25 protein-coding genes are annotated in these 26,801 nt (G+C 65.6%); 17 read left to right on the top strand and 8 right to left on the bottom strand.

What is annotated here, in order from left to right; all coding sequences use genetic code 11:
* Positions 1-108 precede the first annotated feature (108 nt).
* The 6 genes from QZV81_RS02805 to QZV81_RS02780 all read left to right on the top strand — a co-directional run bounded on the left by QZV81_RS02805 (position 109) and on the right by QZV81_RS02780 (position 6,396).
* Complete coding sequence (locus tag QZV81_RS02805) at positions 109-975, top strand: 2-nitropropane dioxygenase (RefSeq protein WP_292832162.1); 867 nt, start codon at positions 109-111, stop codon at positions 973-975.
* Positions 976-1,025: 50 nt separating this feature from the next.
* The gene (locus tag QZV81_RS02800) at positions 1,026-1,238 is read left to right on the top strand and encodes a hypothetical protein (RefSeq protein WP_292832160.1); all 213 of its coding nucleotides are present in this window, start codon (positions 1,026-1,028) and stop codon (positions 1,236-1,238) included.
* 43 nt (positions 1,239-1,281) lie between these two features.
* Positions 1,282-2,628, top strand: coding sequence for an O-antigen ligase family protein (locus QZV81_RS02795; RefSeq protein ID WP_292832158.1), 1,347 nt, complete (start codon positions 1,282-1,284; stop codon positions 2,626-2,628).
* Positions 2,629-2,700: 72 nt separating this feature from the next.
* A complete protein-coding gene (locus QZV81_RS02790; protein ID WP_292832156.1) occupies positions 2,701-4,206 on the top strand; it encodes a polysaccharide biosynthesis tyrosine autokinase in 1,506 nt (501 codons plus the stop codon).
* Between the two features lie 7 nt (positions 4,207-4,213).
* Positions 4,214-5,296, top strand: a complete 1,083-nt coding sequence (locus QZV81_RS02785; RefSeq protein WP_292832153.1) for a glycoside hydrolase family 99-like domain-containing protein — start codon at positions 4,214-4,216, stop codon at positions 5,294-5,296.
* Positions 5,293-6,396, top strand: a complete 1,104-nt coding sequence (locus QZV81_RS02780) for a glycosyltransferase family 4 protein (protein WP_292832150.1) — start codon at positions 5,293-5,295, stop codon at positions 6,394-6,396. The genes QZV81_RS02785 and QZV81_RS02780 overlap by 4 nt, the downstream gene beginning before the upstream one ends.
* 183 nt (positions 6,397-6,579) lie before the next feature.
* On the opposite strand, the gene QZV81_RS02775 is transcribed toward QZV81_RS02780, so the two are convergent.
* Together QZV81_RS02775 and QZV81_RS02770 are read right to left on the bottom strand one after the other, a co-directional pair.
* Positions 6,580-7,302 (bottom strand): hypothetical protein, encoded by a 723-nt coding sequence (locus QZV81_RS02775; RefSeq protein WP_292832148.1) that lies wholly within the window; start codon positions 7,300-7,302, stop codon positions 6,580-6,582.
* A 28-nt stretch (positions 7,303-7,330) separates the two neighbouring features.
* Complete coding sequence (locus QZV81_RS02770; RefSeq protein ID WP_292832145.1) at positions 7,331-7,924, bottom strand: acyltransferase; 594 nt, start codon at positions 7,922-7,924, stop codon at positions 7,331-7,333.
* 95 nt (positions 7,925-8,019) lie between these two features.
* Here QZV81_RS02770 and QZV81_RS02765 point away from each other — a divergent pair, with 95 nt between their 5' ends.
* Positions 8,020-8,889 (top strand): hypothetical protein, encoded by an 870-nt coding sequence (locus QZV81_RS02765; RefSeq protein ID WP_292832142.1) that lies wholly within the window; start codon positions 8,020-8,022, stop codon positions 8,887-8,889.
* Positions 8,886-9,833: a glycosyltransferase family 2 protein gene (locus QZV81_RS02760; protein ID WP_292832139.1), complete on the top strand. Its 948-nt coding sequence runs from the start codon at positions 8,886-8,888 to the stop codon at positions 9,831-9,833. Before QZV81_RS02765 ends, QZV81_RS02760 begins: the two co-directional genes overlap by 4 nt.
* On the opposite strand, the gene QZV81_RS02755 is transcribed toward QZV81_RS02760, so the two are convergent.
* Positions 9,818-11,026: a polysaccharide ABC transporter ATP-binding protein gene (locus tag QZV81_RS02755; protein ID WP_292832136.1), complete on the bottom strand. Its 1,209-nt coding sequence runs from the start codon at positions 11,024-11,026 to the stop codon at positions 9,818-9,820. The two genes, QZV81_RS02760 and QZV81_RS02755, sit on opposite strands and share 16 nt — an antisense overlap.
* Before the next feature lie 50 nt (positions 11,027-11,076).
* Positions 11,077-11,820: an ABC transporter permease gene (locus tag QZV81_RS02750; RefSeq protein ID WP_292832133.1), complete on the bottom strand. Its 744-nt coding sequence runs from the start codon at positions 11,818-11,820 to the stop codon at positions 11,077-11,079.
* A gap of 147 nt (positions 11,821-11,967) precedes the next feature.
* On the opposite strand from QZV81_RS02750, the gene QZV81_RS02745 reads away from it, so the two are divergent.
* Complete coding sequence (locus tag QZV81_RS02745; protein ID WP_292832130.1) at positions 11,968-13,134, top strand: glycosyltransferase family 4 protein; 1,167 nt, start codon at positions 11,968-11,970, stop codon at positions 13,132-13,134.
* A 2-nt stretch (positions 13,135-13,136) separates the two neighbouring features.
* On the opposite strand, the gene QZV81_RS02740 is transcribed toward QZV81_RS02745, so the two are convergent.
* The 3 genes from QZV81_RS02740 to QZV81_RS02730 are packed head-to-tail and all read right to left on the bottom strand — an operon-like array spanning position 13,137 to position 16,461.
* Positions 13,137-14,288, bottom strand: coding sequence for a glycosyltransferase (locus QZV81_RS02740; protein ID WP_292832127.1), 1,152 nt, complete (start codon positions 14,286-14,288; stop codon positions 13,137-13,139).
* Positions 14,285-15,349: a glycosyltransferase family 4 protein gene (locus QZV81_RS02735; RefSeq protein ID WP_292832124.1), complete on the bottom strand. Its 1,065-nt coding sequence runs from the start codon at positions 15,347-15,349 to the stop codon at positions 14,285-14,287. Before QZV81_RS02735 ends, QZV81_RS02740 begins: the two co-directional genes overlap by 4 nt.
* Positions 15,350-15,357: 8 nt before the next feature.
* On the bottom strand, positions 15,358-16,461 hold the full coding sequence (locus QZV81_RS02730) for a glycosyltransferase family 4 protein (protein ID WP_292832164.1): 1,104 nt from the start codon (positions 16,459-16,461) through the stop codon (positions 15,358-15,360).
* 138 nt (positions 16,462-16,599) lie between these two features.
* On the opposite strand from QZV81_RS02730, the gene QZV81_RS02725 reads away from it, so the two are divergent.
* Positions 16,600-17,610: a MauE/DoxX family redox-associated membrane protein gene (locus QZV81_RS02725; protein ID WP_292832121.1), complete on the top strand. Its 1,011-nt coding sequence runs from the start codon at positions 16,600-16,602 to the stop codon at positions 17,608-17,610.
* 1 nt (position 17,611) lies between these two features.
* Here the strand turns inward: QZV81_RS02725 and QZV81_RS02720 are convergent, their stop codons facing one another.
* Positions 17,612-19,573, bottom strand: coding sequence for a glycosyltransferase (locus QZV81_RS02720; RefSeq protein WP_292832118.1), 1,962 nt, complete (start codon positions 19,571-19,573; stop codon positions 17,612-17,614).
* A 40-nt stretch (positions 19,574-19,613) separates the two neighbouring features.
* Here QZV81_RS02720 and QZV81_RS02715 point away from each other — a divergent pair, with 40 nt between their 5' ends.
* From QZV81_RS02715 to QZV81_RS02685, 7 genes are all read left to right on the top strand, one after another.
* Entirely contained in the window at positions 19,614-20,315 is a 702-nt protein-coding gene (locus tag QZV81_RS02715; RefSeq protein WP_292832115.1) for a hypothetical protein, read from the top strand.
* A 119-nt stretch (positions 20,316-20,434) separates the two neighbouring features.
* Positions 20,435-21,481, top strand: coding sequence for a glycosyltransferase (locus QZV81_RS02710; RefSeq protein ID WP_292832112.1), 1,047 nt, complete (start codon positions 20,435-20,437; stop codon positions 21,479-21,481).
* Positions 21,482-21,623: 142 nt separating this feature from the next.
* Entirely contained in the window at positions 21,624-22,280 is a 657-nt protein-coding gene (locus QZV81_RS02705) for a hypothetical protein (RefSeq protein ID WP_292832109.1), read from the top strand.
* A gap of 151 nt (positions 22,281-22,431) precedes the next feature.
* Positions 22,432-23,157 carry a hypothetical protein gene (locus QZV81_RS02700; RefSeq protein WP_292832106.1) on the top strand — a complete coding sequence of 242 codons (726 nt, stop codon included), beginning with the start codon at positions 22,432-22,434 and terminating at the stop codon, positions 23,155-23,157.
* Positions 23,157-23,888 (top strand): hypothetical protein, encoded by a 732-nt coding sequence (locus QZV81_RS02695; RefSeq protein ID WP_292832103.1) that lies wholly within the window; start codon positions 23,157-23,159, stop codon positions 23,886-23,888. Before QZV81_RS02700 ends, QZV81_RS02695 begins: the two co-directional genes overlap by 1 nt.
* A gap of 89 nt (positions 23,889-23,977) precedes the next feature.
* Entirely contained in the window at positions 23,978-25,093 is a 1,116-nt protein-coding gene (locus QZV81_RS02690) for an acyltransferase (protein WP_292832100.1), read from the top strand.
* Positions 25,048-26,682: a hypothetical protein gene (locus QZV81_RS02685; RefSeq protein WP_292832097.1), complete on the top strand. Its 1,635-nt coding sequence runs from the start codon at positions 25,048-25,050 to the stop codon at positions 26,680-26,682. The genes QZV81_RS02690 and QZV81_RS02685 overlap by 46 nt, the downstream gene beginning before the upstream one ends.
* The last annotated feature ends 119 nt before the right edge of the window (positions 26,683-26,801 follow it).

The following is a 26,801-nucleotide window of genomic DNA, read 5'->3' as shown; positions in this document are numbered from 1 at the left end:
ACCGTGCGCTCAGTCGTGAGCTGACGCTCGAGGAGTGGGAGAAGCAGCCGCTGCGCTCGACAGTGCTCGACAATCTGGCCCGGCTCACGAGCGCGCTGCAGTAGCGCCATGCGGAGTTCCACCGATGTTCCGGTTCCGCTGCGAGTGCGCCTGCGCTTCGGGCGTGCCGCTCTGCAGGTGGTCGCCGATGAGATCGGCGTCGATGTGCTGCACATCAAGGGCGATGCCGCCGACCTGTCGTTACGGCCGGAGTTCTCCGGAACCGACGTAGACGTGCTCGTCCGCCCCGCCCACGTCGCCGCGCTTGATCGCGCGCTTCGCGCACGAGGGTGGCGGGTCTACAGCACCTTCGTGTACGGATCGCCGTTCGGCCATGCCCAGACATACCTCCACGATGCGTGGGGCTATCTCGATCTGCATCGATGGTTCCCCGGCATCCGGGTGGCTCCCGAAGTCGCGTTCGAACGCATGTGGATCGACAGCGACGAGGTTGACTTCGCAGGAGTCGGGTGCCGTGTGCCCAGCATTGCCGCACAGGCGGTGCTACTCGTCCTCAACTCCGCGCGGGCGCGCGGCTCAGGGCGCGATCTCGTGCTGAGCTGGACCGATGCCTCGCCGGAGCGGCGCGCCGCCGTTGACGCGCTGGTCGAGGAATTGGACGCGCGGGTCGCGTTCGCAGCGTCGACGGGCGACCTGGATCACTACCGCAATCAGCGCGACTACCGCCTGTGGAAGGTGGTGTCGGAGGGGGGAACGCGATCGGAGGAGTGGTGGGCTCGTGTGCGCAGCGCGCCATCGCTCGGCGCCGCAATCCTCGTCGCCGCGCGCGCGCCGCTCGTGAACGTCGAGCACCTGTCGATCGAGCTCGGGCGCGCGCCGACGCGCCGCGAAGTGGCCGCCGCGTTCATCGCTCGCCCCCGCAGGGTGTTCGCCGAGGGTTGGGCTTGGCTCGCGCGTCGCGGCGGCCGACGATGACGCGTCTCGCCCCTGCTCCAGGTGTCGCTGTAGTCGAAGAGGCTGACGCGGTGTACATCGCGCACCTTCCGGATGGGCCGATCGTGGTACTGGAGGGGGTGGCGGCGTTCCTCTGGATCGAAGCCTGCTCGGGGGATCGCGAGACACTGGCGCAGCGCGTCGCCACTTTGCTCGCCCCGCCGCCAGGCAACATCGCCGGAGAAGTCGACGACTTCGTTGAGCGCCTCATTGATCAGGGTCTTCTGCAGGTGGGAGTCGACTGAGCAGCGCCTGCGATACTTGATCGACTCTCGCAAGGAGATCCGAATGAGCCAATCCACCGCACGGGCGCCTGTTTGGCGTATGCGGATTGCCGACTGGTGGGCGAATGCCTGGCGCTGGGTGCTCTTTGCTACCGGTGCCGCGCTATCGGGGTACTTTCTCCTAGAGCAGGGGGTATCGAACGGGATCTTTACCGCCGGCGCGATTGCCGCCCTTGTTATCGGCGCATCGATCACACAAAGCAAGCCGATGGCGATCGCGCTCATGGCCATGCCCGCGCTGTTCATCGTCGAGCGAGTGGCGCTCGGAGGGCTCGGACTCTCGGTTTCGGACGTCGCGCTTGCGGCCGCTTTTGGCACTGCGGTGCTGCTGGGAACCAGACCGTATAGTCGGGCGCTCCGCCAACTGCTGTGGCTGAATTTCTTCTATCAGTTCACGACGCTGTTCACCGTGATCGTCAATCCGTACGCCGCGAATACGGTCGAGTGGTTCCATGCCTGGCTTCTGGTCTCCGGCGCGATGGTCGTCGGCTGGGCGCTCGGGCGCGGCGGATATGCCCGGATTGCACTTCTGTTGATCGTCGGTACTGCATGCGTGATCGCGGTCGGGACGTTGATCACCGGAATTCTCCAGTACGCCTCCGGCGACTTCGGACCGGTGTACCCACTCGTTCCGCTCCCCATCCACAAGAATCTTGCGGGCACCGCGATGGCTTTCGCGGCGGTCGTCGCTTACGCGAATCCAGACTGGATGGCGTGGCGCAAGAACTGGGCGAGTGCGGCATTCTGGCTGCTCATCCTCGCGATCCTGATGACCCAGTCTCGACAGGCGATAGTCGGGCTCATCTTCGCAATCGTCTTGATCGCCTCCCGTCGAGGCGCGAGTGGCCGCTCCCGACTTGTCTTGCTCCTGGTCATCCCGGGAATCTGGCTCGTCACGGTGATGGTCATTGAACAGGTCGAATCTCAGAACCAGTACAACTCTGTTTTTCAGCGTCTTCAATGGTTCCGCGAGGTGTACGCCCTGTGGAAGCTGTCGCCCGTCTTCGGCCATGGGCTGCGGTACTGGTATACCGACACCACCGCGGCCTTTCAGCCCCCACAAGCCGAACTGGAGGTGCTCGCATCAGCAGGGCTCGTCGGACTCGTCGGCTTCGTGGCAATGTGGATCGGGATCATTTTCGTCTTGTGGCACGTCGACCCCCGCTTCGGAACGCTGGCACTCGCCGTGACGCTGAGCCGCCTCGTGCAAGGTCAGTTTGACTTGTTCTGGGTTGCCGCGCAGGTGTCGATCCCTTTTGTCATCGCGGGCATCTGCTTGGGAGCCAAGGTGTGGGACGAGTCTCAGGCTCGCTCTGCCAGGGTTCAGCGCATGCACGTTGAACGTCGTTGACATAGAATCGGCTTTTACCCGTCGCGTCGCTGATCAGCGTTGTCCGACGCTGTAGACACATCCGGGGGCGATATGGAGTTGCGCGATTATCTTCGCGGTCTTCGACGGCACTGGGTGGCCATCGTGCTGATGGTCGCTCTTGGCGTCGGTGTCGGCTACGGGTGGACGCTGCTCCAGGCTCCCGTGTATGAAGCGTCCGCGAGCGGTTTCGTCGCTTCGCGCCAGACGCAAGATGTCGGCACTTCGATCGCGGGCGACTCTCTCGCGCGTTCGAAAGTGGCGTCCTACCTCGACATCGCCGGCTGGCGGGTCGTCGCACAGCAGACCATTGACGAGCTCGGCCTGGACACGACCCCCGAGGCGCTTGTCACAAGGGTGGCCGTGACGAACACTCCGGACACGGTCATCCTTCGCGTTACGGCGACGGGTCCTTCACCGATGGAGGCTCGCGACCTCGCCGAGACCTGGATTCGTTCGATGGCGAGCGCGATCGACGACCTCGAAGGCGACGGAACGCCCGATTCTTCCGCTGTCACGATTGTCCCCGGCGATTCGGCGGCGCTCCCCAGCGAGCCGATCTTCCCCGATGTGCGCACGTCGTTGATCGTGGCTGGTTTGCTGGGCCTCGGCTTCGGCGTCGCGTTCGCGCTGGTCCGCACTGTGTCTGACCGCCGCGTACGTGCTGGTGATGATGTCGAGTCCAAGACCGGTGTAGCCGTCGTGGGTAGCATCCCAATCACCGAGGGTCTCGACGGAGACAACCGCATCTTTGGCAGCGGCAAGGGCAAGCAGAAGGGCAACGGCTTCGCCGTTTCTGAGGCGCTGCGTGCCCTGCGCACCAACCTTCAATTCATGGACGTCGACCATCCGCCGCGCACGATAGTGGTCACCAGTCCGCTCCCGGGTGATGGCAAGTCGACCATCGCCTGCAATCTCGCTCTGACGCTCGCCGCGAGCGGCCGCACCGTCGTACTCGTCGATGGCGATCTGCGGCGGTCAATGGTGGCCAAAACGATGGGCCTTCCTGGTGGTGCGGGACTCACCGATGTTTTGTCCGGCCGCGCCGCGCTGAGCGAAATGCTGCAGCGCACCCCGCGATCGCAGAACCTTTTCGTGCTGGCGGCAGGCAGCATTCCGCCGAACCCGAGTGAAGTTCTCGGCTCTGAACGTATGAAGGCGCTGTTGGCCGACCTTGCCTCGCACGCCACCGTGATCATCGACGCACCACCGTTGCTGCCGGTGACGGACGGTGCTGTGCTCACACATCAGGCTGACGGAGCGCTTCTGGTGCTGAGTTTGGGGAAGACCACCTACGACCTCGTCGACAAGGCGCTGGACACACTCGAAAAGGCGCGGGGGCGGGCCCTCGGGATCGTTCTGAACAAGGTGCCGTTACGCGGCGTCGATTCCTCCCCCTATTCCTACGAGTACCGGCGCGAGTACGGGAGTGCTGCGAAGCTCGAGAGCGCGGATGCGGTCTCGAGTGAGGCCATGTCATTCGACCTCGACGGCGTTTTCGGCGCGCCGCCTGATGACGCGGCGGCAGAAGCGCGCCGTCCGCGGGCGCGCAGGCCCTGATTCGCTCGTGACTGACTCCGCGGAATTGCGCGCGCGCGCCATCGCGTTCTATTTGCCTCAGTATTTCCCGATCCCCGAGAACGACCAGTGGTGGGGGCCCGGCTTCACGGAGTGGACGAACACCGCCCGTGCGCGTCGATTGTTCCCCGGCCATCAGCAGCCGACGCTCCCCGCCGACCTGGGCTTCTATGACCTGCGCGTCCCCGAGACGCGCCAGGCGCAAAGCGATCTCGCACAGCAGTACGGCATCGAGGCGTTCGCCTACTGGCACTACTGGTTCGGAGCGGGGGATCGGATTCTCGAACGCCCCTTCCGGGAGGTGCTAGAGAGCGGGCATCCCGACGTCAAGTTCTGCCTGGCCTGGGCGAATCAGACCTGGACTGGGGCCTGGCACGCGGCTCACGACAAGGTTCTCAAGCAGCAGACCTACCCCGGCGCCGAAGATGACAGACTCCACTTCGACTCGGTGCTCCCTGCATTCCTCGACGAGCGCTACCTGCGCGTGAACGGGCGTCCGGTCTTCTACGTCTTCCGGCCGGAGGAGCTGCCAGATGCCGCGGCATTCGTCGAGCGCTGGCAGAGCATGGCACGCGTCGCCGGGCTCGACGGGCTATATCTCGTCGCAGAAGCGAGCGACTTGCTCGGCAGGGGACCGCGCTACGGCACCGCGGCAGCGGTCGCCGATGGCTTCGATTCGAGCGCTTATATGCGACTGCCTGTGGATGTGAATCGGGCGAGTACCTTCCGCATGCGTGTCGCGCGCAAGTCGTTGGGCGGCCCCGAGATCTGGCCCTACTCCGACAAGATCGTCGCAGACTACCCGCGAAATCCGCATGTGCAGCCGTGTGTGTACCCAAACTGGGACAACACCCCCCGGGCCGGACGCCGTGGGCTCGCCGTGACGGGCGCGACCCCGGAGGGCTTCCGGCGCAACGTCGTGGACGCGGTGGCGCTACTCGGCGATCGCCCCACCGAGGAGCGCTTGCTGTGGGTCAAGTCGTGGAACGAGTGGGCTGAGGGCAATCACCTCGAGCCTGACCTGCGTGAGGGACACGGCTGGCTCGAGGCGTTGAGAGACGGCCTGACGTGAGCCGACGTCGCCGGGATTCGACCGCGGAAGCTGCGCGGAACTCCCTGCGGATCGCGATGATCTCCTACTACCTGCCGAGTGAAAGCAAGATCGGCGTCGGATATCAAGTTCATGCCCTCGCCAACGAGCTCACGCGTCGGGGTCACCATGTCGACGTGTTCAGTCCGTGCGCGCCGGTCGACGGCGCGCTGTATGGGCACATTCATGTGCCGCTGACGGGTTCATTGAGGACGTTCCGGTTCGCGTCAGAGATGCGCCGTCGGGATCTCTCGTCGTACGACGTGCTCCATGCTCACGGCGAGGACTACTGGATGTGGCGCCGTCGGGTACCGGTGCATGTGCGTACCCTGCACGGGTCTTGTTTCGAGGAGGCGCGGCACATTCGCGGCGTGCGCGAGAAGTTGCGCATGGTGCTCTTGGGCTTCACCGAGGTGCTTGCAAGTCTCGTGGCCGACACAACCGTGCTGATCTCCCCTCAGACCCGACGATGGACGCCGTGGGTGTCGACCGTGATTCCGAACGGCGTCGACCGCGCCTTTTTCAGTGCGCCGGGCGCGCAGAAGGCTGAATTCCCGACCGTGCTGTTCGTCGGCACCTGGAATGGTCGCAAACGCGGCGCCGACCTCGCCCACATCTTCGACGAGCAGGTCCGGCCGCGCGTGGCGGGTGCAACCCTCCGCATGGTCACTCAGGACGCTCCCGCAGTCGTTCCCGACGGCGTCGTTGTACTCGGCCGACTGAGCGACGCAGAGCTCGCCGACGAGTACAAGCGCGCGTGGGCGTTCTGCCTACCCTCCAGCTACGAGGGATTCGGCATCCCGTACGCCGAAGCGATGGCTGCAGGGCTTCCCGTGGTCGCAACACCCAACGCGGGCGCGCGGTTCGTCACCGACGAAGGGCGGTTCGGCGTGCTCGCCGAAGGAGAGCGATTGGGAGGTGAGATAGTGCGGGTGCTCAGCGACAAGGCTCTTCGCGGGCAGCTCAGCAAACTTGCGGCGCGACGCTCGGCGGACTTCGACCTGACGTTGGTCGCGGAACGCTACGAATCCCTATACCGCCTGCCAGGCCGCGCTTGCCGTCACGTCAGATCGGTCGGTTGAAGTTCGAATCACGGAGGCCGGTCGTTCGAAGCCTGGGGCTGGTGATGAGGCGCGGATACCGCCGGCGCATACCGGAAATCATGCGAATCCACTCTCGAGAGACGCGACGGGCGACACGCTCTGCAGTTCCTCGCGTCGGGTACGCAGTCATCGGTATCGGCTCGAACTCTCGAGCCACAATTGTCACTCGGAGAATGCGTCGGCTCCGCATGTACGCATCCATGATCTGTTCGAAAAAAGGGTGCTGGCGCCAACCGGGAATTGGTGCCCGGGAAACCGAGCAGAGGCCGGGGAAATCAGTAGGAACGGGACCCAACGCCGCAACAGTGGTCGAGCCAACTGAGACCGGCGGCAGAGGAAAATTTGGTCGGTGAATCCATATCCCTTGAACCATCCGGGCCCGACTGTGTCTGATTCTTGCTCGACCGTGGTTGACCCGTCCGACATGCGCCAATTGGGGTTCGCGACGCCGACTCGCGAGTCCTCGGCGAAAAGCTCAAGCCCCTTCTCGACCCAGTCGCCGGTGCCGCGGAGGTCGAGGTCAACGTCGACATAGCAGAGAAAATCCGGACCATCGAGGCAGAGTGCGACGAGGCAGCAGTCCGACCAATGAAGATAGCGACCAAAATCTCGTCGCTTCGTGTTCGTTCGGCGCAACGCGGCGTCCAGATAGTCATCGACGAAGACGAAGCGGTCGATTTCACCTCGCTCGATCGCGGCCTGAGCGCGACGGCGTGCGTACTCGCGGTCGTCAACGTTGTTGATGAGGAGCGTTCTCATTTCGAACGGGTGGCCATGTTGCGAGGCCGCGCGGTCCAAGTATCCGGGTTCGGTGACGAGATCGAGGTTGCGTTGGAAGCAATTCAGAACGAAGTCGACGGGAGGGAGTGCCGATGCCGTGGTCACGCCGAAACACTACAGTGCTCGCTGTGCGTTAGACGAAGCGCTTCGCATAGCCGAGCGTGTAGTGCAGATCGCGGGAACGGTCCTTGATGAAGCGCGCGGGATTACCGCCCACGACGGTGTAGGGCTCCACGTCCTTCGACACGACCGCGCCGGCGGCGACGACACCACCCTCGCCGATCGTCACACCAGGGAGCACGATCGCGTGGCTGGAAATCCAGGCGTGGTCGCCCACCGTGACCGGTCCCCCGGTTTCCTCGAAGTCAGGGGAGTTGACATCGTGCTGGCGGGTGAAGATCGTGACGTGGCTGCCGAAATTGACCGAGTTACCGATGCGGAGCCCGCTGCGGCCGTCGAGGAACGCGCTGTCACCGATCGTGCAGTCGCGCCCGACAAAAATCCGTTCCGGCGCGTAGAACTCGGCGCGCCAATGGATGCTCGAGGTCGGGTCGACCTGCAGGCCGGCGCGGCGGTAGAAGAATCCGCGCACTCGGTGAGACGGGAAATAGCCGATGTCAGTGAGTAGGCGGAGCCGCAGATCGCTCCACACGTCGTGCCACCACCGTACGGCTGCTACCACCGGCCGCGGAGTAATCCTCTTCAGGAGTTCGCGCACCTGGCTCACGCCGACCTCCAGGAGAATAGGGGGAACGTTCCAAATCTAGTTGGATGGGACCGGGGTGGCCAATCTGCCCGGCTTCGGGAACCAGAGGAGATGACATGGCACGACGCCGAATTGGCGCCTACATCCTTCCCGGCGATCCCAACTGGCTTGCCAAGACCCTCGTCGCCTACTATCCACTGCTGGAAGAGCTCGTCGTGCCGTTGCCCGCGGAGGGAATCGGGTGGGCCGGTCGGCCGATTCCCGTGGACGACGTGCTCGCCATCGTTCGCACACTGGATCACCGCGGCATCCTGAGGACGCTGGAAGGCACATGGACCGACCTCGAGCAACCAATGCGCGCCGACACCGCGCAGCGGCAGGCGGCGCTGGACGCGCTGGCAGGACGAGTCGACTGGGTACTTCAGATCGATAACGACGAATACCTGCCGAACCCCGCCGCACTCCTCCAGGCGATCGACGCAGCCGAAGATTCAGGACTGAGTGCGGTCGAATGGCCGATGCGGGTGCTGTTTCGCCGCACGAAGCGCTGGGTCTTCGAGGTGGTGAGCGAGGACGGTTCTTCACGCTACGACTACCCGGGGGCGATAGCGGTCAAACCTGAGGTGGTACTGGCAGACGCACGGCGCGCCGATGCCCCATTCCTCCGGGCATTGGTTATCGGCGACGATCGATCGCTGCAAGTTCGACGCCCGGCAACGGAGGGCGAGCAACGCTGGGAAGAGCTTCGACCCGAGGACGCGATCATCCACAACTCGTGGGCGCGCTCCGCAGGCGCGGTATGGCAGAAGACTCGGTCGTGGGGTCACGTGGACGGCATGCGCAGTGTCGCGTATTTTGTGTTTCGGTGGATGCCGGTGCCGCTCCTGTGGCAGTTCACCAAAAACCTGCACCCGTTCGCGCGGGATCTGTGGCCTCGTCTGGCGCGTCGTTCGCCGTCGCCCGACCTGACGGATCGAGCCGGATGAGCAAGGAAGCGACATGGAGCGAGCCTCATGTGGTGGTCGTGCTCAACTGGCGTGGTCGAACGGATACGCTCGCGTGCGTCGAATCGCTCGTTGAGGGCTCGCCCGAAGCGCAGGTGCTGGTCGTCGACAACGGCTCGGCCGACGGCACGCTCGAGGCGGTGGCGGAGCGCTGGCCCGCCGTGCATCTGGTGGCGCTCGATCGAAACCACGGGTTCTCAGGCGGCATGAATCGCGGCATCCGTCATGCGATGGACGAACTCGCCGCGGGAACCGTGACGATCCTGAACAACGACACGGTGATCTCGCCTGGTGCAATGACGGCATTGGCCTCGATCGCCGAGTCGGCCGACGTGGCAGTATGCCCGGTCGTGCGCTACCGCGATGACCCGGACAAGCTCTGGTTCGGCGGCGGGTCTCTCGATGTCGCGAACGGCTTTCCGTTTCACACCGCGCCCGAGGATCTCGAGCTGTGCGAATCGGGCCTGCGGTCATCGACCGTGCTCGCAGGATGCTGCATCACCGCTCGCTCGGACGCATGGCGTCGTGTCGGGCTTTTCGATGAGCGGTTCTTCCTCAACTTCGAAGACTCGGAATGGAGCTTGCGGGCGGCAGCGTGCGGTATTCGACTCGTCGTCGCGTGCGATGTCAGCATCCTGCATGCGGTATCGGCGTCGTTCACGGGGAGCGCGGCGAGGCTTGGAACCTTCTACTACCTGCGTAACGGACTGCTTTTCGCGCGACTTGCGGGCGCAGGCCTGCGAGCCCGGATGGAATTCGTCCGACGATTCGGACTCGCGGGGACTCGACATTTAGGCTCGCGCGGTCGGGCGCGTGCGTTGCTGCTGCTCGCCTGGGCGATCGGCGCAGACGTTGCGCGCCGCTACGGCGAGGCACCGCTCGCGCTACAGCGCCGCGTCGCTCGCTGGTCTCAGGAGAGCGAGTAGTCGAAGTCTGCGAGGACGGGAGTCGCCGCGTAGGCGTCTTCGCTGGCGTGTTCGGGGTACGGCATGCCCGGGAGCACTTCGAACGCGCTGGCGCCCTCCCAGGCGTCCATGACGCCCATGTTGCACAGGAAGACGTCGACGGAGTAGCGGCCGGGGCGCAGCCACAGATCTTTGATCGACAGCGTGAGTTCGTGCGCGCGGTCGGCTTCGAGCCACGTGCCGGAGAGCCGTGAATCACATTGTGCGAGCGTGGCGCCATTCGCATCGGAGATGTGGCAGGACACGAAATAGTTCGGCAGTTCGCGTTCGGCGGCCGGAAGCGAGATGTTTATGACCTTGGTGTCGGTGACGGTCGGAGTGGGATCGGCCACGGACACCGCACGCGCGCGAAGCTCGCCCGTCCCCGGTCGGCGCGAGGCCTCCTGCTGCGCGACCACATAGTCATCGAACGAGTCGCGATACCGGGCCATTGCCGAGTCGACGTCGCCCTGGAACGCGAGAGCACCCGCCTGCAGGAACAGCGCAGACGTGCAGAGATTCATGACGGTCTGCATCTGGTGACTGACGAACAGCACAGTTCGACCATCGGCCGCGGCATCGCGCATCTTGGCGATGGATTTGCGCTGGAACTCGGCATCGCCGACGGCGAGCACTTCATCGATCGCGAGGATCTCGGTGTCGAGGTGCGCGGCGACCGCGAACGCCAGGCGCACGTACATGCCGGACGAATAGCGCTTCACGGGGGTGTCGAGGAACTTCTCGACACCGGCGAAGTCGACGATCTCGTCGAAGCGGCGAATGATCTCGCGCCGGCGCATACCCAGGAGCGTTCCGTTCAGGTAGATGTTCTCGCGCCCGGTCAATTCAGGGTGGAATCCGGTGCCGACTTCGAGCAGGCTCCCGATGCGGCCGGACAGCTCGATGCGCCCAGTCGTGGGCGCGGTGATCCGCGTGAGCAGCTTGAGCAGCGTCGATTTGCCCGCGCCATTGCGCCCGATGATGCCCACCGCCTCGCCCTGGCCGATCGTGAAGTCGAGGGAATGAAGTGCGTCGAAGAGCTCGAACTTCTTCCGGCGGATCGGGTGGCGCAGGAACTCGACCAGGGCCTCGGTTGCGCGATTCGGCGCGTGCTGGTGGCTGATCTGATAGGTCTTTGAAAGGTCAGAGACCGCGATCGCGGTGCCGTCCGGCATGGGCGCTAATCCTTCTGTCGCAGGTCGGTCGATCGTGGTGAGGCGCAGCTTCAGATCAGGTCGGCGAACGTGCGCTCGCTGCGCTGGAACACGACCGTTCCGAGCAGGAACACCACCGGAGCGACGATGATTGCGCCGATGATCTGCCACGCCGCCGGTGCTGCCGTGCCGAGCATCGAAAAACGGAAGCACTCCATCAGCCATGTCAGTGGATTGAGGTTGAACAGCCACACGAGGTTGGCCGGAACTGCGTCGAGCGAGTAGGCGACCGGTGTCGCGAAAAGCGCGACCTGCATGACCCACGGCAGCACGTATTGCACATCGCGATAGCGGACCATCCACGCCGACGCCGCCAGTCCGATACCCATGCCCAACAGCGCGAAAAGCAGCACCCACACAGGCAACAGCAGAACGCCCCAGCCCGGATTCACCTGGTAGACGAACAGCAGCACGATGCCGAGAACGAGCGCGACGGCGAAGTCAAGCAGCGCCGACAGCACCGTCGATAGGGGCACCAGCATGCGCGGGAAGAACACCTTCGACACGAGAGATTGATTCGCCACAAGTGACGGTGCCGAGCGATTCACGACACTGCTGAACAGCGTCCAGGCCAGCATGCTGATGAACGAGAACAAAAAGTAGGGGACGCCACCCGTGGGCAGCTGCGCGATGCTGCCGAAGATGATCGAGAAGATGCCGGCGGCGGCAAGCGGCTGCAGGAGCACCCATACGACGCCGATCGCGGTCTGGCGGTAACGCAACACCACGTCGCGCTGACCGAATCTCAGCGCCACTTCGCGTGCCTCCCACAACTCTCGCCAGCGTGGCAATGCCAAGCGCGCGGGAGGGAGGATGACGGTCGACTTCACTTGTCGAATGTTACCCGGCTCTCGGTGGCCTCTCCGCACCTAGCCGAGCGTCAGCGCCGGTATCGTGCATAGATGGTCATCGAGCGCGCAACCGGAGAGGTCGCGCACGTTCCGATGGCGTTCGGCGTGCAGGGTTCGACCCTCATGCAGGTCGCCCAACGGATCTCCGACGTGGTGATCGCACGCGGTGGGAGCGCCTCGGCGGTGCTCAGCGACAATCGGGATCTTGCGCTGACCGCGCCGGTCCACAACCGATATGTCGACTACACAAGTGTCTGTCCACGCGAGTGGTTCAGTTGCGGCGAGCTTGCAGTCGACATCGCCGCCGGGCGGGCGGGTCTTCTGCGGCCGCACCACGGTCATCAGTACGACCCCGCGATCGCGGATGTGCAACACCATCCTCCTCGGACCGTGCTGCTGTACGAGGGGCACTACGCCTCAGCATCCCTGCCGCAGTGGCGGGCGGTCCGAGAGACCTCCGAAGTCGTGCTGTACGTCCACAATCCCCTCTCGCGGACGTACGGACGCCGTGAGCTGACGCGTCTCCTGGACGCAGCCGACCGCGTGGCGTTCTGCGCCGATCATCTGCGCCGAAACGTGGTGCAGCGCATCGGTCGCGAGGATGACCGATTCTTCACCGCATTGAACGGAGTCGACACCGCGTTCCAGATCGGCGGCCATCGCGAACCCGGTGACGGCGTGTTCGATGTCGTGTTCGTGGGGCGCGTCACGGAGAAGAAGGGTGTGCATCTCGCGCTTGAAGCAGTGGGACGAGCGGCCACACGACTGGCCCGGCCAGTCCGATTGCGTGTCATCGGCAGTGCAAGTCACGCGGCGGGGGAGCCGCTCACGCACTTTGAACGCACCCTCCGAGAGGTCGCTGAAACCCTGAGTTGCGAAGTGCAGTTCCTCCCGTTCACGCCGCAGGCCGAAATCATCGAGATACTCAGCACCGCCTCGGCTGTGTGCATACCTTCTCAGTGGGCGGAAGGACTCCCTCTGGTAGCGCTCGAAGCGATGGCTGCCGGTGTACCGGTCGTCTGCTCTGACTCGGCCGGCCTTGTCGAAGCGTGCGGTGACGCGGCGATGATTGTTCCACACGGCGACTCAGCGGGGATGGCAGATGCCTTCGTGCGCCTCGCGCAGGACGATAAGGAGTGGGCAAGCCGCTCCCAGGCGTCGTGGGATCGCGCGGCGCACTTCACATGGGAGCGCACCGTCGACGCGTTATTGGGCTGAACTCAGCCGTTTGCCGCCTCGAGGCGGCGAATCACATCGGCCATCGCGCGTACGCGATCGGTCCAATCCGCCACCCGAGCAACTGTCATCGGCGAGGGCGAGGGCGAGGGCGATGGCGAGCGAAGCTCAGCGCACACGGCGGCCGTGAATGAGACACCCTCCGCGATCGTGAAGCGTGAAACCTCGGCGTCTCGGAAACCGGCCACCGGCGACGCGACCACGGGCCTCCCAACCGCTTGGTACTCGTACATCTTGATGGGGTCGAGGCTGTCGGTGAATGGTGTCACTACGTGCGGAACGACGAGCACGTCGGCATGCTGCAGGTACGCGATCACCGCCTCGCGGTCGCGAGCGCCGAGTAGGAGGACTCCCGCGTGCCTCAGGCGGTCTGAATTGTCGGAATCGAGCGCGTTGGGTCCGACAAGGACCAGCGTCGCGTCGTTCCCGATTGCGCGGGCCGTCGCTTCGCAGAGGGTGATGTCCATCCGATCCTCGTGCAGCGTGCCGACGTACACCGCGACCTTCCCGCGGGGCAGGTCGGTCGGTCGCGGGGCAGGTCGGCGGTAGGCCGGCGCATCCACCGCATTCGGAATGAGGGTGATCGGCGTGCGAGTCGTCGGGCGTGACGGTGATTTGCGGCGTACGAGCTCGGGTGAGCACGCCACGACCTCCGCTGCGTGACCGAGCAGATGCGCTTCAGCGCGAGCGACTCGGGAGAGTTCGGCGGTGGGCCGATCAGCCGAGAGCCAGTCGTCGGTCATGTCGTAGAGCGTGGGCCAACCCGATCGCATCGACAACGTGGTCGCGCTGGGGTCGTTGATCCAGAGCAGCGGATGCGCCATCCCGAGCTTGCGTGTCGCCTTCATCACCGCGCCGGCGAGGCGTTCATCTGCTTGCGCGTCGATCTTGCGTGGCAGCCACTTGACCGGACGGAACCGCCACAGGTGTCCCTCGGCAACGCCAGGGATCTCAGCGCCTGCGCGCCCACGCGACGGCCGTTGGCCCGAAGCGAGGTCGTGCAACGGGTCTGCGGGGGGCTCCACGAACAGCACCCGCAAGGTCGGGTCCGCCGAGATCAGGCCCGCGACCAGATGCTGGTTACGCCGCCAGACGCTGTCCCATCGTTCGAGCGACATAACCACCAGGTCGGTCACTCTGGGGCCTCGAAAGTTTGTGTGGCTGAGCGCCGTCGAGCGAGTGCCGCGCTGTAGACCTTCTCGGTGCCGTTTGCCTGAGCGCTGAGGGAGAAGTCTTGGTTCTGCCGCTCACGTTCGGCCCTGCCGAGCGCCGCTCGACCAGGTTCGTCCGCCGCGAGTGAAGACATCTGCCCCGCCGCCGCAGAAACATCGCCCGGCGTGAAGAGCGCGCGCGGGTCGAGACCCGAAAGCATCTCGCGATGCCCGGCCGCATCGGCCGCGACGATAGGCAGCGCGGAGGCCATCGCCTCGACAACGGTCAGGCCGAAATGCTCAAACGGACAGGGCGCCAGCAGCACGCCCGCGCTCTCCATCAGCGACGGAAGATCGGTGCGGAAGCCGATGAAGCGCGTGGCATCGCCGATGCCGAGTTGCCTCGCGAGCGCTTCGAGCGACTCGCGTTCCGCTCCTTCTCCTGCGACATTCAAAAACCACCCGCGTTGCGCAAGGCCGGATTCAGCGAAGGCTCGGATGCCGTGACTCGTCGCCTTCTCGGGTTGCAGGCGCTGAGCGATGAGGACGGCCCGGGTGCGAAGCGCGGGGCTGGACTGCGGCCGCGGCTCGACCCCGGGGTGAACCACCGTGCTGTCGACACCGATCGCGGCTGCAACCGCCTTGCTGACGGAGATCTCCGCATCGATTCTCTGACGGACGAGTGCGTCAATCGGCACGCGACCGACGCGGCCCCTCGGCTGCGCGAAGTGGCGCGTGGCAACGATGGCTGGGCGTGATCGCACCGCACTCAGGCCGAACACTGCACCAACGTCTGCGGCGGTCATGTGGGTGTTGACGACATCGACGTGACGATGCAACCGGCGGACGGCTCGAGACACTTCCAGCGTTCGTGTCGCGGGCGTGAAGCCGACGCCCCGTGCATTCAGAGGCGCTCGCATGAGTGCCGGATCGCCGCCGATCACGTGCACCTGGTGGCCCACAGAAGCTTGCTCGATCGCGAGGCGCCGGACGAACTGCTCGACACCGGAGAACTCGTCAGAACGGATTGCGTGGAGGATGCGCATCCCCGCAGTCACTGGTCTGACCGCCTCTGTCGTAGTTCGTCGACCAGCACAAGATAGCGCTGGGCGATCGCGCGCCAGGCGAGATGCTCGACGCTGGCCCTTGACCCAAGGCTCCATGAGCCCGGATCTGTCGCGGCAAGCTCCTCCATGCGCACGGCGAGCTCGTGGGCGTCGCGCTCGACAAGGTAGCCATTCACGCCATCCGATATGACCTCGGGAGCATATCCGGTGCGTGTCGCAAGCACGGGCCGGCCGCTCGCGGGAGCCTCGAGAATCACGAGTGCATTGGCTTCGTAGGCGTTCGGCAACACGAACATGTCGGCGGCGTGCATGAGCAACGGCGTGTGGCCCCGGGTGCCCGCGAACAAGACTCGTGGTGCAACTCCCACTCGCAGTGCGTGCTCACGGGCCTCCGCAACCGTGTTCTCTCGCCCACCCGCGACCATCAGCAGGACCGTGGTGGCCTCGACCAGTGCATCGATCGCGTACTCCAAGCCTTTGCGACCGAACTCATGACCGATAAACAAGGCGACACGCGATTCCTCATCGAGCTTGAAGAACGCGCGCGCGCTCTCGCGTTCAGCGGGCGTGGGCGGGTGGAAGCGCTCTAGGTCGACCCCATTGGGAATGACGACGATTTCGGGGGCGACCTTGCCGTAAGTCCTGACGAGAGTGCGCTCCTCGGTCTGCGAAAGCACGACGACGGCGCGGTGCACACCGCTTCGGTAGCGGACGAAGTCGCGGACATAGGTGAACAGGTGCGTGGGGTTGCGCGCCATCCGCCACCATGCGCCGCCGCGGGCCTGCATGGCAGCCACGACAAGACCGTGGTTGACGTAGATGTCACCGGCCATGACGTTGTTGTGGCAGATCGCGACTGCATCCGGCCGCTCGGCCAGGAATTCCTTCGCGCGAGCGGTGCCCACGATGAAGAACCAGAGCATCTGGCGTGTCAACGCCACTGCACGGCCCGGTCGGCTCCGGGGCCAGGGGCGCTCTGGCTTCCCGCGTCGGGCGGATGCGTAGGTGAACGATTCCGTTATCACGCCGAACGAACGGAACTCTCGGTCGAGATTCCATGAGACACCGGTCACACCGCCGCCTGGGCCCATGACGGGGACGATCTGCACGATGTGCGTCATTCCACGTCACCGCCTCTCCCGCAGCAACATTAGTCGTCCCGGTAAGGACCTTCGGTTTCGGAGGACTAGCGCAGAGCCCCGGAAATCGGCGGCCTGTAGCATCATTTCGTGACTGCTTCGCTGTCGATTGTCCTGCCCCTCGTGATGGCGGTTGTGATGATCGTGAGCGGCATCGCCAAGCTTCGCCGCCCGGACGATCTGAACGGATGGGCGAACATGGGGGTTCCGGCGGTCTTGCGACGCCCGTGGCTCCTGCGGCTCCATCCCTGGGGTGAGCTGGCACTCGGTGCCGCGCTGGCCGTATTGGGGGGCGTGCTCGGTCTGCTCGCAGCCTTGGTGTCTGTCGGGCTCATGACCTCGTACACCGTCCTCGTCGCGCGCTCTTTACGCAGCTCGCCAGGTGCAGAGTGCTCCTGCTTCGGCGCGCCGCGCCCTGTCACCCGGATCACCGTCGTACGGAATGTGTGGCTGCTTGTCGTTGCCGTCGGCGCAACGGCCGTGATCTGGGTGAATCCGCTGCTGGGTGGTGCGCTAGCTGCAGTCGACGGCGCGGATTGGGGATGGGTGCTCGGGGCAGCGGTCGCCGCGGTGACGGCCATGGTGATCCTGTGGCCCGACGGCGACGCCGAGATCGTCGGCGCAGCGTCCCTCACGGCGCAAACTGGCCAGATCGAAGATGGCGAAGAGCTCGACTACATTCGCGTCCGGACGCCCGCTGTTCCTGTGACCCTTGCGGACGGGACGACCGCGAACCTCCGAGAGCTCGCTGCAACTCGCCCGATTCTGGTTCTTGCGGTTTCGGAAACGTGTGGGTCTTGCACGCCGGTGATCGAAAAGAAGGCAGAGTGGGCGGCCATGCTCCCTGAGGTCGATATCCGCTTCTTGTCACGACTGGCTCCCGAGGACGGGGGGAAACTGACCGAGAGAACCACACCCCAGTCGCTGCACGATCCGAATGACTACGTGAGGGGATCGATCGCAGACTGGCCAACGCCGACCGCGGTCCTGCTCGGCGCCGACGGCATGCTCGCAGGGGGCCCGGTGAGCGGCTTCGACAATATCTCGCAGTTCGTCGAAGACGTCTACGAGAGCCTCCACGATGAGCGCCCTCCGGCGTAGGTCAGCTCTCTCGCAACCGCCCCTCGGCCCGCACTGGGCCTCCCCAATACAATGCTGCTCGCCGCCGAGCAGCCTGGCCGCGTTCCCCCTCGAGCATCACCGAACGAGCCATCGCCCCCACCCAGTTCGCCGCTCGCGCTGACTGCCACCCCAGCACACCGAAGTGCTTTCGGAGGTACTTCTCCTGCGACGCATAGAAGTGCGCATCGCGGCGCTGGGAGTCGGTGCTGGTTGCTGCGCCGACGTGCGTGGCCACCACCTCCGTCACGAGTCGGTGGCGCCAACCCAGGAGTCGCGCTCGGAATGCCCAGTCGGTCTCCTCCGCATAGAGGAAGAACCGCTCGTCGAACCCACCGACCTGAGCGAGTGCCTCCGCGCGCAGCAACAGCACGGCGCCGATGACGTACAGCGGCCCACGTTGCCAGCGTCCCAGCCCGATCGCTTCGAGCCACGAGTTCGCGGGCGAAGGAAACGGCCATGCCACCCGAGCTGGCTGCCCATCCTCATCGACCTGCGCAGGAGCGACCGACGCCAACCTCGCATCGGCGGCCAGGGCGGCATGCAGAGCGGCGATCTGATCAGCCTCGATGGCTGCATCCGGATTGAGCAGGAGAACGTCGCCGCCGGGAATGAGGCGATCAGCCAGCGCCGCATTCACACCTGCGCCGAACCCGCCATTGCGGCCCGGGTCGATGTATCGCACGCCCAGGTCTTCGCACAGGGCGGCGATCTCTGGGAGCGACGAGTTGTCCACCACGGTGATTGGCAACCCGACGACCGGTTCCAGAGCTCGACGTAAGAGGTCTGGGCGTCCGTACGCGACGGTCACGATCTCCAGACCCCTGGCCGAGCCGCCCGAAACAATCGGACGAATCGATCGATAGAGGTCGAGACAGTCGTCGGCAACGGCGTCCCACGTGCACTCCGCCGCGCGGACCAGGCCCGCGGCCCGCAGCTCTTGCGCACGCCCACCCGCAGCAACGGCCAGGGCGGCAGCGAGGGCGGGGGCATCACCGTGCGGCACGACGATACCGGCAGCCCCGACCACATCGGGGAGCGCACCCGCGTCGCTCGAGACAACGGGAGTGCCGCACGCCATCGCCTCCACCGCGACCCGGCCGAACTGCTCTGTCCAGGTCGGTGTGGGCAGCGACGGCACCGCAAGCACGTCCACCGATCGATAGAAATCCACGAGCTCGTCGGGGCCCACCGGCCCGACGATCTCGACGCGATCACTGACGCCGCGGGCACCGGCATCCGAATGTAGCGACGTCAGCAGCGGTCCGCTTCCGGCAATCCGCGCGCGCAGCATCGGGTTGAGGGCGAGCGCATCGAGCAGCACGAAGACCCCCTTCTCGGCGACCAGTCGTCCGATGAATCCAACGGTGATCTCACCGGCGGTGGTGTCACCGGGCTGAGCCGCTGTGCTTGCCGCGGGGTTGAAGCGTGTCTCGTCGAGGCCCAGTGGGATGACACGTGCTTGCCCCGGAAAGCCTTTTGATTCCGCGATTCGCGCCGCATCGGCGTTGCACGCGGAGATGCCGGAGGCCGAGCGCAACGCGTGGCGCTCGAACCAACTGAACGGGATCGGATACGTCTTGCGCAGGTTCTGGGCGGTATAGAGCACGAACGGGCTGCGATTACGGCGCAACCAGCGCAAGAAGAGGATCTCAGCGGTCGCGAGCGCGAACGGTTCCTCATGGATGTCGATCACGTCCCACTTCTCGCCGAGTGCTCGCCACAGCGGCCGAGGGTCGTAGACGAACAAGGCGGGATGCTCACCGATCGTGGCAACGCCGGTCACCTGCTCATCGGCGCGCGCGACCAGTTTCACGACCCCGGACCCCTCGCGACTGTGCTGTGCGCTCAGCAGCGTCACCTCGACGCCGAGCCTCCGGAGGCCACGCTCACGCCCCCGCCATTCATCCACGGCCGCGCTGTGCGACACCCTGAGTACGCGCACGGCACCTCCTATAGGCTTCGCAGGTAACCATAATCGCCGCTTGCGGTCGGCTGAGGCGGGTGGCAACCCGGGGGAGCGTGCCGTGGAGCAGGACTTCAAGGTGCTGGTCGCGTGCACCGGCAACATCCACCGCTCTGCGCTCGCCGCGACGCTGTGTCAGGAGTGGGTTCATTGGTATCTCCCCGCCGACCTTGCTGAGCGCGTTCAGATCTCCAGCGCCGGGTTCGGCGCGCCGGTCGGCGCTCGCATGGGAACCCGTGCCCAGAAGATCGCGGTCGCACTCGGTGGTGATGGCTCGACGCATCGCGCGACGCAGATCACCGATCGGATGCTCGAAGATGCCGACGTGGTGTTGGTCGCGACGCGACGTCACCTTGAGAGCGCCATCGGGCGGGTGCCGTCTGCGTTGCGCAGAAGCTTCACCGTTCGAGAGTCGGGGCGGGTCGCCGGCACCCTTCGCCGGCGCAGCCTGCAATCGACTGAGGATCTCCGCACCGTTGTCGCCGATCTCGCACGAGCCCGCAGTGCGGCGGCGGATCCGGACGCCGATGACATCATCGATCCGCAGGGGCAGGGCGCGGAGGCTTACCTTCAGATGATCCGCGAGGAGATTCCCCCGCTCGCTCAGCTCGCTCATGTGTTGTTCGGAATGCCGCGCCCCGATGTCGAGGCGTATGCCGCGGCCGCGGCGCAGCCCGCTCTCCTCCTGACGGACGACTCGCGAACGATAGCGCCTCGATGAGTCACTCTGGGCGCGACGGCGGCCTGAAGGTCGTCCATCTCGGTCATACCGGCTCCGCGGGAGGCGCCGAGTTAGCTTTGGTCAGGATGCTGCAAGCAGGAGTGCAGTGGCGCCCCGCTGTGCTTATTCCTCCCATCGAGCGCTCCAGCTGGCTCAACCAGCTGCCGCCGGGAGTGCCGGTTCGAACCGCCGGAGTTCGACAGCCGGAGGGTGTGAGCGCAGGAGACCCACGGCTGATCGCAGACGCTTCCGCTCGACTTCTGGCGCAGGCGTGGGCGACGCGGCTGCATCCCGCGTTCCATCGCGCGGACCTGGTTGACGCCAACACGACGAGGTCTGCGGCGTACGGCGCGCTCGCAGCACGCACATCGCGCGTTCCGTTCGTTGCTCATCTGCGAGATATGGTCCACGCCGATGCGCTGGGAAGAGTGGGTTTCAAGACCATGCGGCGGGTGGTGCTTCCCCGCGTCGACGGGGTCGTCACCGACACCCAGGCGACACTCGACTCGGCATTGCCGTACCTCCGTCGGGACGCGGTCGCTGCAGTGATTCCCAGCGCCTCCGGACTCAGGATCCGCGAACAGAGCCGACCGCTACCGCAGGGCCCGCTCGTCGTGGGGATGCTCGCACGCATCGACCCGTGGAAGGGACAGGCACTTCTCGTCGAGGCGTTCGCGCGGGGGCTGGGTGAAACTGATGCGCGGCTGCAGCTCGCGGGCCATGCCTACTTCGGTCACGAGGACCACCTCGCGGAGCTGAAAGGGCGAGTCGTCGAACTCGGCATCGCCGACCGTGTGGACTTTCTCGGTCACGTCGACGATGTCGAGTCGCTACTGGACACCTGGCATATCGCTGTCCAGGCATCAACCCGTGCCGAACCGCTGGGCCAGAACGTGCTACAGTACCTCGCCGCGGGGCGTGTGGTGATCGTGGCAGACGAGGGCGGCCCCACCGAGTGGGTCGAGCACAAGGTCAACGGATTGCGGTTTTCCCCTCGCGATTCACGGCAACTGGCCGCGGCCCTGCGCGAACTTTCGGGCGATGAAGTGCTCCGCTCCAGGCTTGCCGCAGCCGCCGCGCGGACACCTGGCCTGCTAGATGACGCGGAGGTCGCCAGCGCACACGAGGCCTTCTACAGGCAGGTTTGCGAGCGCCGCCGAGGCTGATCCCAAGAGAGATTCGGCAGTCAGACATGTCGATCGTCAAATTGTCAGAGACCGATCCGTGGGGTACGATCACACCTGTCGTCTGATCTGGGGAAACGGGCTTTCGCATTTGGGGTGCGGAACTGAGTGAGAGGTTCGCGCCATGAGCGAAATCCAAGGGGCTGAGCCTAACGGCGTCAGCCGTCGCAACGTCACAAAGGCTATGGCATGGGCTGTGCCTGCAATCGCGGTCGCCGCGACCGTGCCGTACGCGTCTGCATCTGAACCGCCGCCGCCGCCTCCCCCCTCGTTCAACTTCGGGAACGCGTGTGCAACCGTTGGCAACTCAAACGATGGCTGCGCAAACCTCTCCAAGACCCCCCAGGTTCCGTTTAGCTTGACGAACCCGGCAGGCAACGGCCAATTGGTGTTCCAGATCACGGCAATGAACTTTGTCAACGGCAACGACGTCACCCTCCCCCAGACTAATGCCGCGGGTGTCGCCGGGATCTGGGCTCAGAACATCAATGGTTCCGCGAACGAGTACAGCGGTCTGTGCCCCACCGCGAACGCGGCGGCGATCGCCCCCACCCTCCTCTGCCCGAACCTGGCAAATCCCTCCGCAAACATCCTCGTAGCAGATGGCGCGACACTCAACTTGTGGATTGTGGCCGGCAATGGCGGCCAAAGTGCGTCGGACTTCACTTCTTACATCGCCTATCGGTGGGTTGACCCCAGTGATGGTTGCGCCGTGGTGGCCAACCCCGCCGACCCTGGCTTCGTCGTCAAGTACGCCAACCCCTCTGGCAACTGCCAGTAGCACGTCAAGTACGCCCTGCCTCGGGCAACTGCAAGTCGTCACGTTGCGGATGGGTAGCTGCGTCGTGCCTGTCTGCAGCGAGCCGCCGCCGTGACCTCTCTGTAATCGATTTCCCTGGCGAACCCCAGTTGTCGTGCGGAAAGATCAGCTCATGACCCTTGCGCCTCGCCTCATCGCCCTTCCTGTCGTCCTCCTGCTGGCGGGTGGCGCGCTCGCCGGCTGTGCGAGTAGCCCCGCCTCGGCCCCCTCGTCGACGCCGACCACGGGCGACAGCAGCGAGGTCGAGATCGACGCGGCCTGGCTGGACGACGGCCGCATCATCGGCCTGGTCACGACCGGAAGCTCGACCTGCGTCCCGTCGGCCGACGACGCGACCCTCGAAGCTGACGGCTCGCTGTCGGTCATGCTCGTGGAACAGGATGCCGACACCGCGTGCACCCGCGACCTCGTGCCGCGCGTCACCCTGGTCGAGGTGCCCGATGGCGTCGACACGTCGAAGGATCTGGCGATCACTGTGACCGGCGACGGATACTCCGGCAGCACCGATCTTGACGGCGTCGACGGGCTCACCGGCGGCGGCATGACCGACTACCTGCCGAGCGCCGGCTGGACAGACGCCGACGGGCAGTTCGTGCTGCTGACGTGGGGCTCGTCCTCATGCGTCCCCGTGGTCTCCGATGTCGCGGCATCCGGCCCCCCAGAGGTTACGGTCACCTTCGAGGCCCCCGCCGCCGACCAGGTCTGCACGATGGACATGGCGCCGCGCGCTACGGTGGCCGTCGTCGACGGGCTGGAGGAAGACAGCGACGTGTCGCTGGTGCTCGCGGGCAGTCCCGAGTTCGACAACGTCCGCATCCCGATCTACGGATCGAACTGATGCGGCGGCCGGCGGCGCTCGGCGCCTCGCTCGCCCTCGTGCTTCTCGCCGGGGCGGCGCTCGCCGGCTGTGCGTCCTCATCCGGCGGTACCACGCAGACCGCGGAGCCGAGCGTCCCCGCGGTCGTCACCGAACTGGATGCCGCCTGGCTCGACGGCGGCCGGATGATCGGTCTGGTCACCCAGGGCTCATCGACGTGCATCCCGACGGCGGAAGATGTCTCGTACGCGGACGGCGTTCTGCAGGTGAGCCTCGTCGACGTTTCCGAGGGTGTCTGCACCGCGGATTTCGCGCCGCGCGTGTCACTGGTCTCGGTGCCCGAGGACGTGGATGCGTCCGAGAACCTTGCGATCGAGGTCACCGGCGGATACACGGGCGAGGTCACTCTCCCCGGCGACGAGGGGCTGGTCTTCGCGAGCACGTCCGACCAGACGCCCAGCGCCGGCTGGTCCACCGCCGAGGGCACGTTCATCGTTCAGCTCTGGGGCTCCTCCGGCTGCCCCGAGTCCATCACGAGCGCCGAAGTCACCGGTGATGCCGCCATCACGGTGTCGCTGTCGGGAGTGCCCGCCGATAAGGTTTGCACCGCCGACATCGCGCCGAACGGCCAGATCACGGTGGTCGACGGGCTCGTCGGGGTGCAGGACGTCGCGGTTACGGTGACTTCTGCCGGCGTAGAGCCGTTCACAACCCCCATCCTGGGCGTCAACGGCGCATCAGCGGCACAATGAGTTCTTCGCGCGTCATCTGACGGGCGGTGTCTCGGCGAGAGTAACGCCATCTGCGGACGAGGACTTCAATGGTTGCTGACAGGGGTGGCATGCACATGCGTGCGCCCGACCCTGACGCCGGCCGCATCGCACCGAGGACGGGTGGACGCAGGGTCGCCCCGCTCGACGGCGTGCGCGGAATCGCGATCCTCGCTGTACTCGCATTCCATTTCGTCTACGAGGCCGCGCCGGGCGGCGCGTTCGGGGTCGACCTCTTCTTCGTGCTGTCCGCGTTCCTGATCACGGGGATACTGGTGCGCGAGTACGACGCGACGGCGCGTATGGACATGGCCGCCTTCTACGTCCGTCGGGCCGCGCGACTGCTGCCGGCACTCGCGCTCTTCCTGCTGGTGATCGCCCCGCCGATCGCGTTCGTCATCGGCACTGGGGAGGGCATCCCGCTCAGTTCGCTCGCCGTCGCGCTGTACGTAGCCGACTTCGGCAGGGCAGGCTACTTTCCCTTCACCGACCCCTACGGGCATACGTGGTCGCTCGCGGTCGAGGAGCAGTTCTACCTCGTGTGGCCGATCGCGCTGCTGCTCGTGCTGAAGAGCCGTATCCAGCTTGTGCCGCTCGGGGTGGCGCTGTTCGTCGGCGGTGCGCTCGTCACATGGGCGGGCTCGGTCTGGCTCGGGATCGGACCGAACTACTTTCTCCCGACGGGTCACCTTCCCGCGTTCGGAGCCGGGGCTCTGGCCGCGTTCATCGCGTTGCGCTTGAGCGATGCAGCGATCGAGCGGGTCTCCAGCTCTTCGCTCGCAATCGCGGGTCTCGTCGGGCTTGCTCTCGTGTTCGTGCTGCCCCGCGCCGACTGGCCCCTCTGGGCCCAGAACATCGCACCGCTTCCCGTCCTGCTCCTGGCCGGTTGCCTGATCCTGCACGCGGCGAGCGGTCGCCGATCGCTCGTGAACAGAGGGCTGAGCATGGCGTGGCTGCGCTGGTTCGGCACACGCTCCTACGGCATCTACCTGTACCACGCCGCGTTTTACGAACTGTTCTCCAACGAGTACCTGCCGGTCGGCCGTATCCTGAACTCATTCCTGGGCCTGGCAGTCAGTCTCATCGTGGCCGAAGTTAGCTACCGATACGTGGAACAGCCGATCATCCGGAGAGGGCGCCAGTGGTCTCAGCGACGGCGGGAGCGCGAAGCCGGCAAACCGAGCTGAGGGCCTCTCCACCCCTTCGCGTCGGCGCGCTCGGCGTAGGGGTCGCCCTGCTCGCGGCCGCGCAATGGACGACATACGTCATCCTCGGGCGCACGCTCAATCTGTTCGAGAGCGGTACGGCCATCGTCGGAGGGCAACGACTGCTCGACGGCCAGATGCCCTATACGGACTTCTTCGCCTTCTACGGGCCTCTGACGTATCTGCTACCGGGCATCGCCGATGAGGTCACCGGCTCTGTCACGTCGGCCGATTTCGGTTTCGGGCTCGTGGTCGGCATCGTCAGTGCCGTCGTCTGTTATCTGCTAACGGTCGGCCTCACCGATCGGCCCGTCGCCGCGCTCATCGCGCCGGTGGTCATCGTCCTCCTCGGTGCGAACACCGCCCGTTCGCTTCCCGCTCTGGCCTCCATCCTGCTTCTGGTCTGGTTCGAGCGAAGCGGACGACGAGGCTGGGCGATCGGTGCCGGCGCATGCGCAGGGATCGGGTTGCTCTGGATTCAGGATGCTGGTGCGTGGATGTGCGTGTCGGTCGCGCTCGTCGCTCTCGCCGGAATCTTCGCCGCCCGCGTCCGCACCGTTCTCGACTGGCGCGCGTTCCTGCTGTATGCCGCCGGGGTCGTCGTCGCGATCACACCGTGGGTCATCTGGACCGCGGTGCGCAGTGCGTTCGGCGCCTGGATCTACTGGACGTTCATTTTTCCGAGCACCACCTATACCGAGCGCGATCCCACCGCTTACTTCCTGAGTCTCGTCGACACCGCTCTGACCGCGCCCCTCGCGTATTCGATCTACGTGTTCACGTTCTTCGTCTTCCCGTTCGTCGCCATCGCGCTGATCGCTGTCGGCAACCTCGTGTTCGCGGCCGTGAGTCTGCGAAAGCGGGCCGAACCCGGGTCGGGAGCCGCGGCGCCCGTCACGACCTTGGTGCTCGCCGTGTACGCCCTGCTTCAGCTGCGCGTGCTTGCCGCGTCGATCGACGAGGCGAAGCTGATCGACAACGCCGCACCCACGATCGTCTGCGCGGTCGCGCTCATCCTCATCACTCTGCGCCGCTCGGGCTCCGCCAGACGTTCTCTCCCCGCCCTGCGGATCATCGCCGTTGTCGTGCTCGCCTGGCTGATCGTCTGGCCGCTGTGGTCGGCCGCCCGCACGGCAGGGCTCAACCTGGGTGGTGAACCCGCCGCCGTCGCCTCCGAGATCGGCGGACTGCCGTTCGTCGCAGCCGGCCCACCATCGAGCACACCCGACGACCTGGACGAGCTCATCGTGCGCATCGACGAACTCGCCGAACCCGGCGGGGGCATCCTCGTGCTGCCCACCTCTCCCCTCGTGTATGCGATGGCCGACCGGGCCAACGCGACGCGCTACGAATACCTCGACCCCGTATACACGAACGCGCAGGTCGATGCCGAGCTCGCCGCGCGCGTGACGTCGGGGGACATCGCGCTCGTCATCCTTGGGGACAACGCGTTTCCGGGGTCCGAGCTGACGGGGGAGCAGATCGCTCCCGAGACGTACGCGGCGATCACCGACCGCTTCACTGTTGCCGACGTGGTCGGCGGGTTCACGATCCTCGTCCCGCGCGACTGAAGTCGGTCGTCGCGCAGGCTCGGCTCCAGGTCACCGACGCTATGCCCATGGCGAACACCGCCGAATCGGCATCCCCCCGTCGTTACCCTCGATGTAAGCGCTCGCAAGTGCGTCACGTG

The organism is Microbacterium sp. (assembly GCF_011620665.1).
Lineage (GTDB): Bacteria > Actinomycetota > Actinomycetes > Actinomycetales > Microbacteriaceae > Microbacterium.
The sequence above is the reverse complement of the archived record's forward strand: the minus strand, read 5'-3'. Positions and strand labels throughout refer to the sequence as shown.

Coding starts and splice junctions, on each gene's coding strand:
- QZV81_RS02760 (WP_292832139.1), top strand. CDS start 8,886: ATGAGCAAGGAAGCGACATGGAGCGAGCCTCATGTGGTGGTCGTGCTC.
- QZV81_RS02755 (WP_292832136.1), bottom strand. CDS start 11,026: ATGCCGGACGGCACCGCGATCGCGGTCTCTGACCTTTCAAAGACCTAT.
- QZV81_RS02700 (WP_292832106.1), top strand. CDS start 22,432: ATGACCCTTGCGCCTCGCCTCATCGCCCTTCCTGTCGTCCTCCTGCTG.
- QZV81_RS02805 (WP_292832162.1), top strand. CDS start 109: ATGCGGAGTTCCACCGATGTTCCGGTTCCGCTGCGAGTGCGCCTGCGC.
- QZV81_RS02730 (WP_292832164.1), bottom strand. CDS start 16,461: ATGGGCCCAGGCGGCGGTGTGACCGGTGTCTCATGGAATCTCGACCGA.
- QZV81_RS02735 (WP_292832124.1), bottom strand. CDS start 15,349: ATGCGCATCCTCCACGCAATCCGTTCTGACGAGTTCTCCGGTGTCGAG.
- QZV81_RS02795 (WP_292832158.1), top strand. CDS start 1,282: ATGAGCCAATCCACCGCACGGGCGCCTGTTTGGCGTATGCGGATTGCC.
- QZV81_RS02765 (WP_292832142.1), top strand. CDS start 8,020: ATGGCACGACGCCGAATTGGCGCCTACATCCTTCCCGGCGATCCCAAC.
- QZV81_RS02690 (WP_292832100.1), top strand. CDS start 23,978: ATGCACATGCGTGCGCCCGACCCTGACGCCGGCCGCATCGCACCGAGG.
- QZV81_RS02790 (WP_292832156.1), top strand. CDS start 2,701: ATGGAGTTGCGCGATTATCTTCGCGGTCTTCGACGGCACTGGGTGGCC.
- QZV81_RS02745 (WP_292832130.1), top strand. CDS start 11,968: ATGGTCATCGAGCGCGCAACCGGAGAGGTCGCGCACGTTCCGATGGCG.
- QZV81_RS02695 (WP_292832103.1), top strand. CDS start 23,157: ATGCGGCGGCCGGCGGCGCTCGGCGCCTCGCTCGCCCTCGTGCTTCTC.
- QZV81_RS02705 (WP_292832109.1), top strand. CDS start 21,624: ATGAGCGAAATCCAAGGGGCTGAGCCTAACGGCGTCAGCCGTCGCAAC.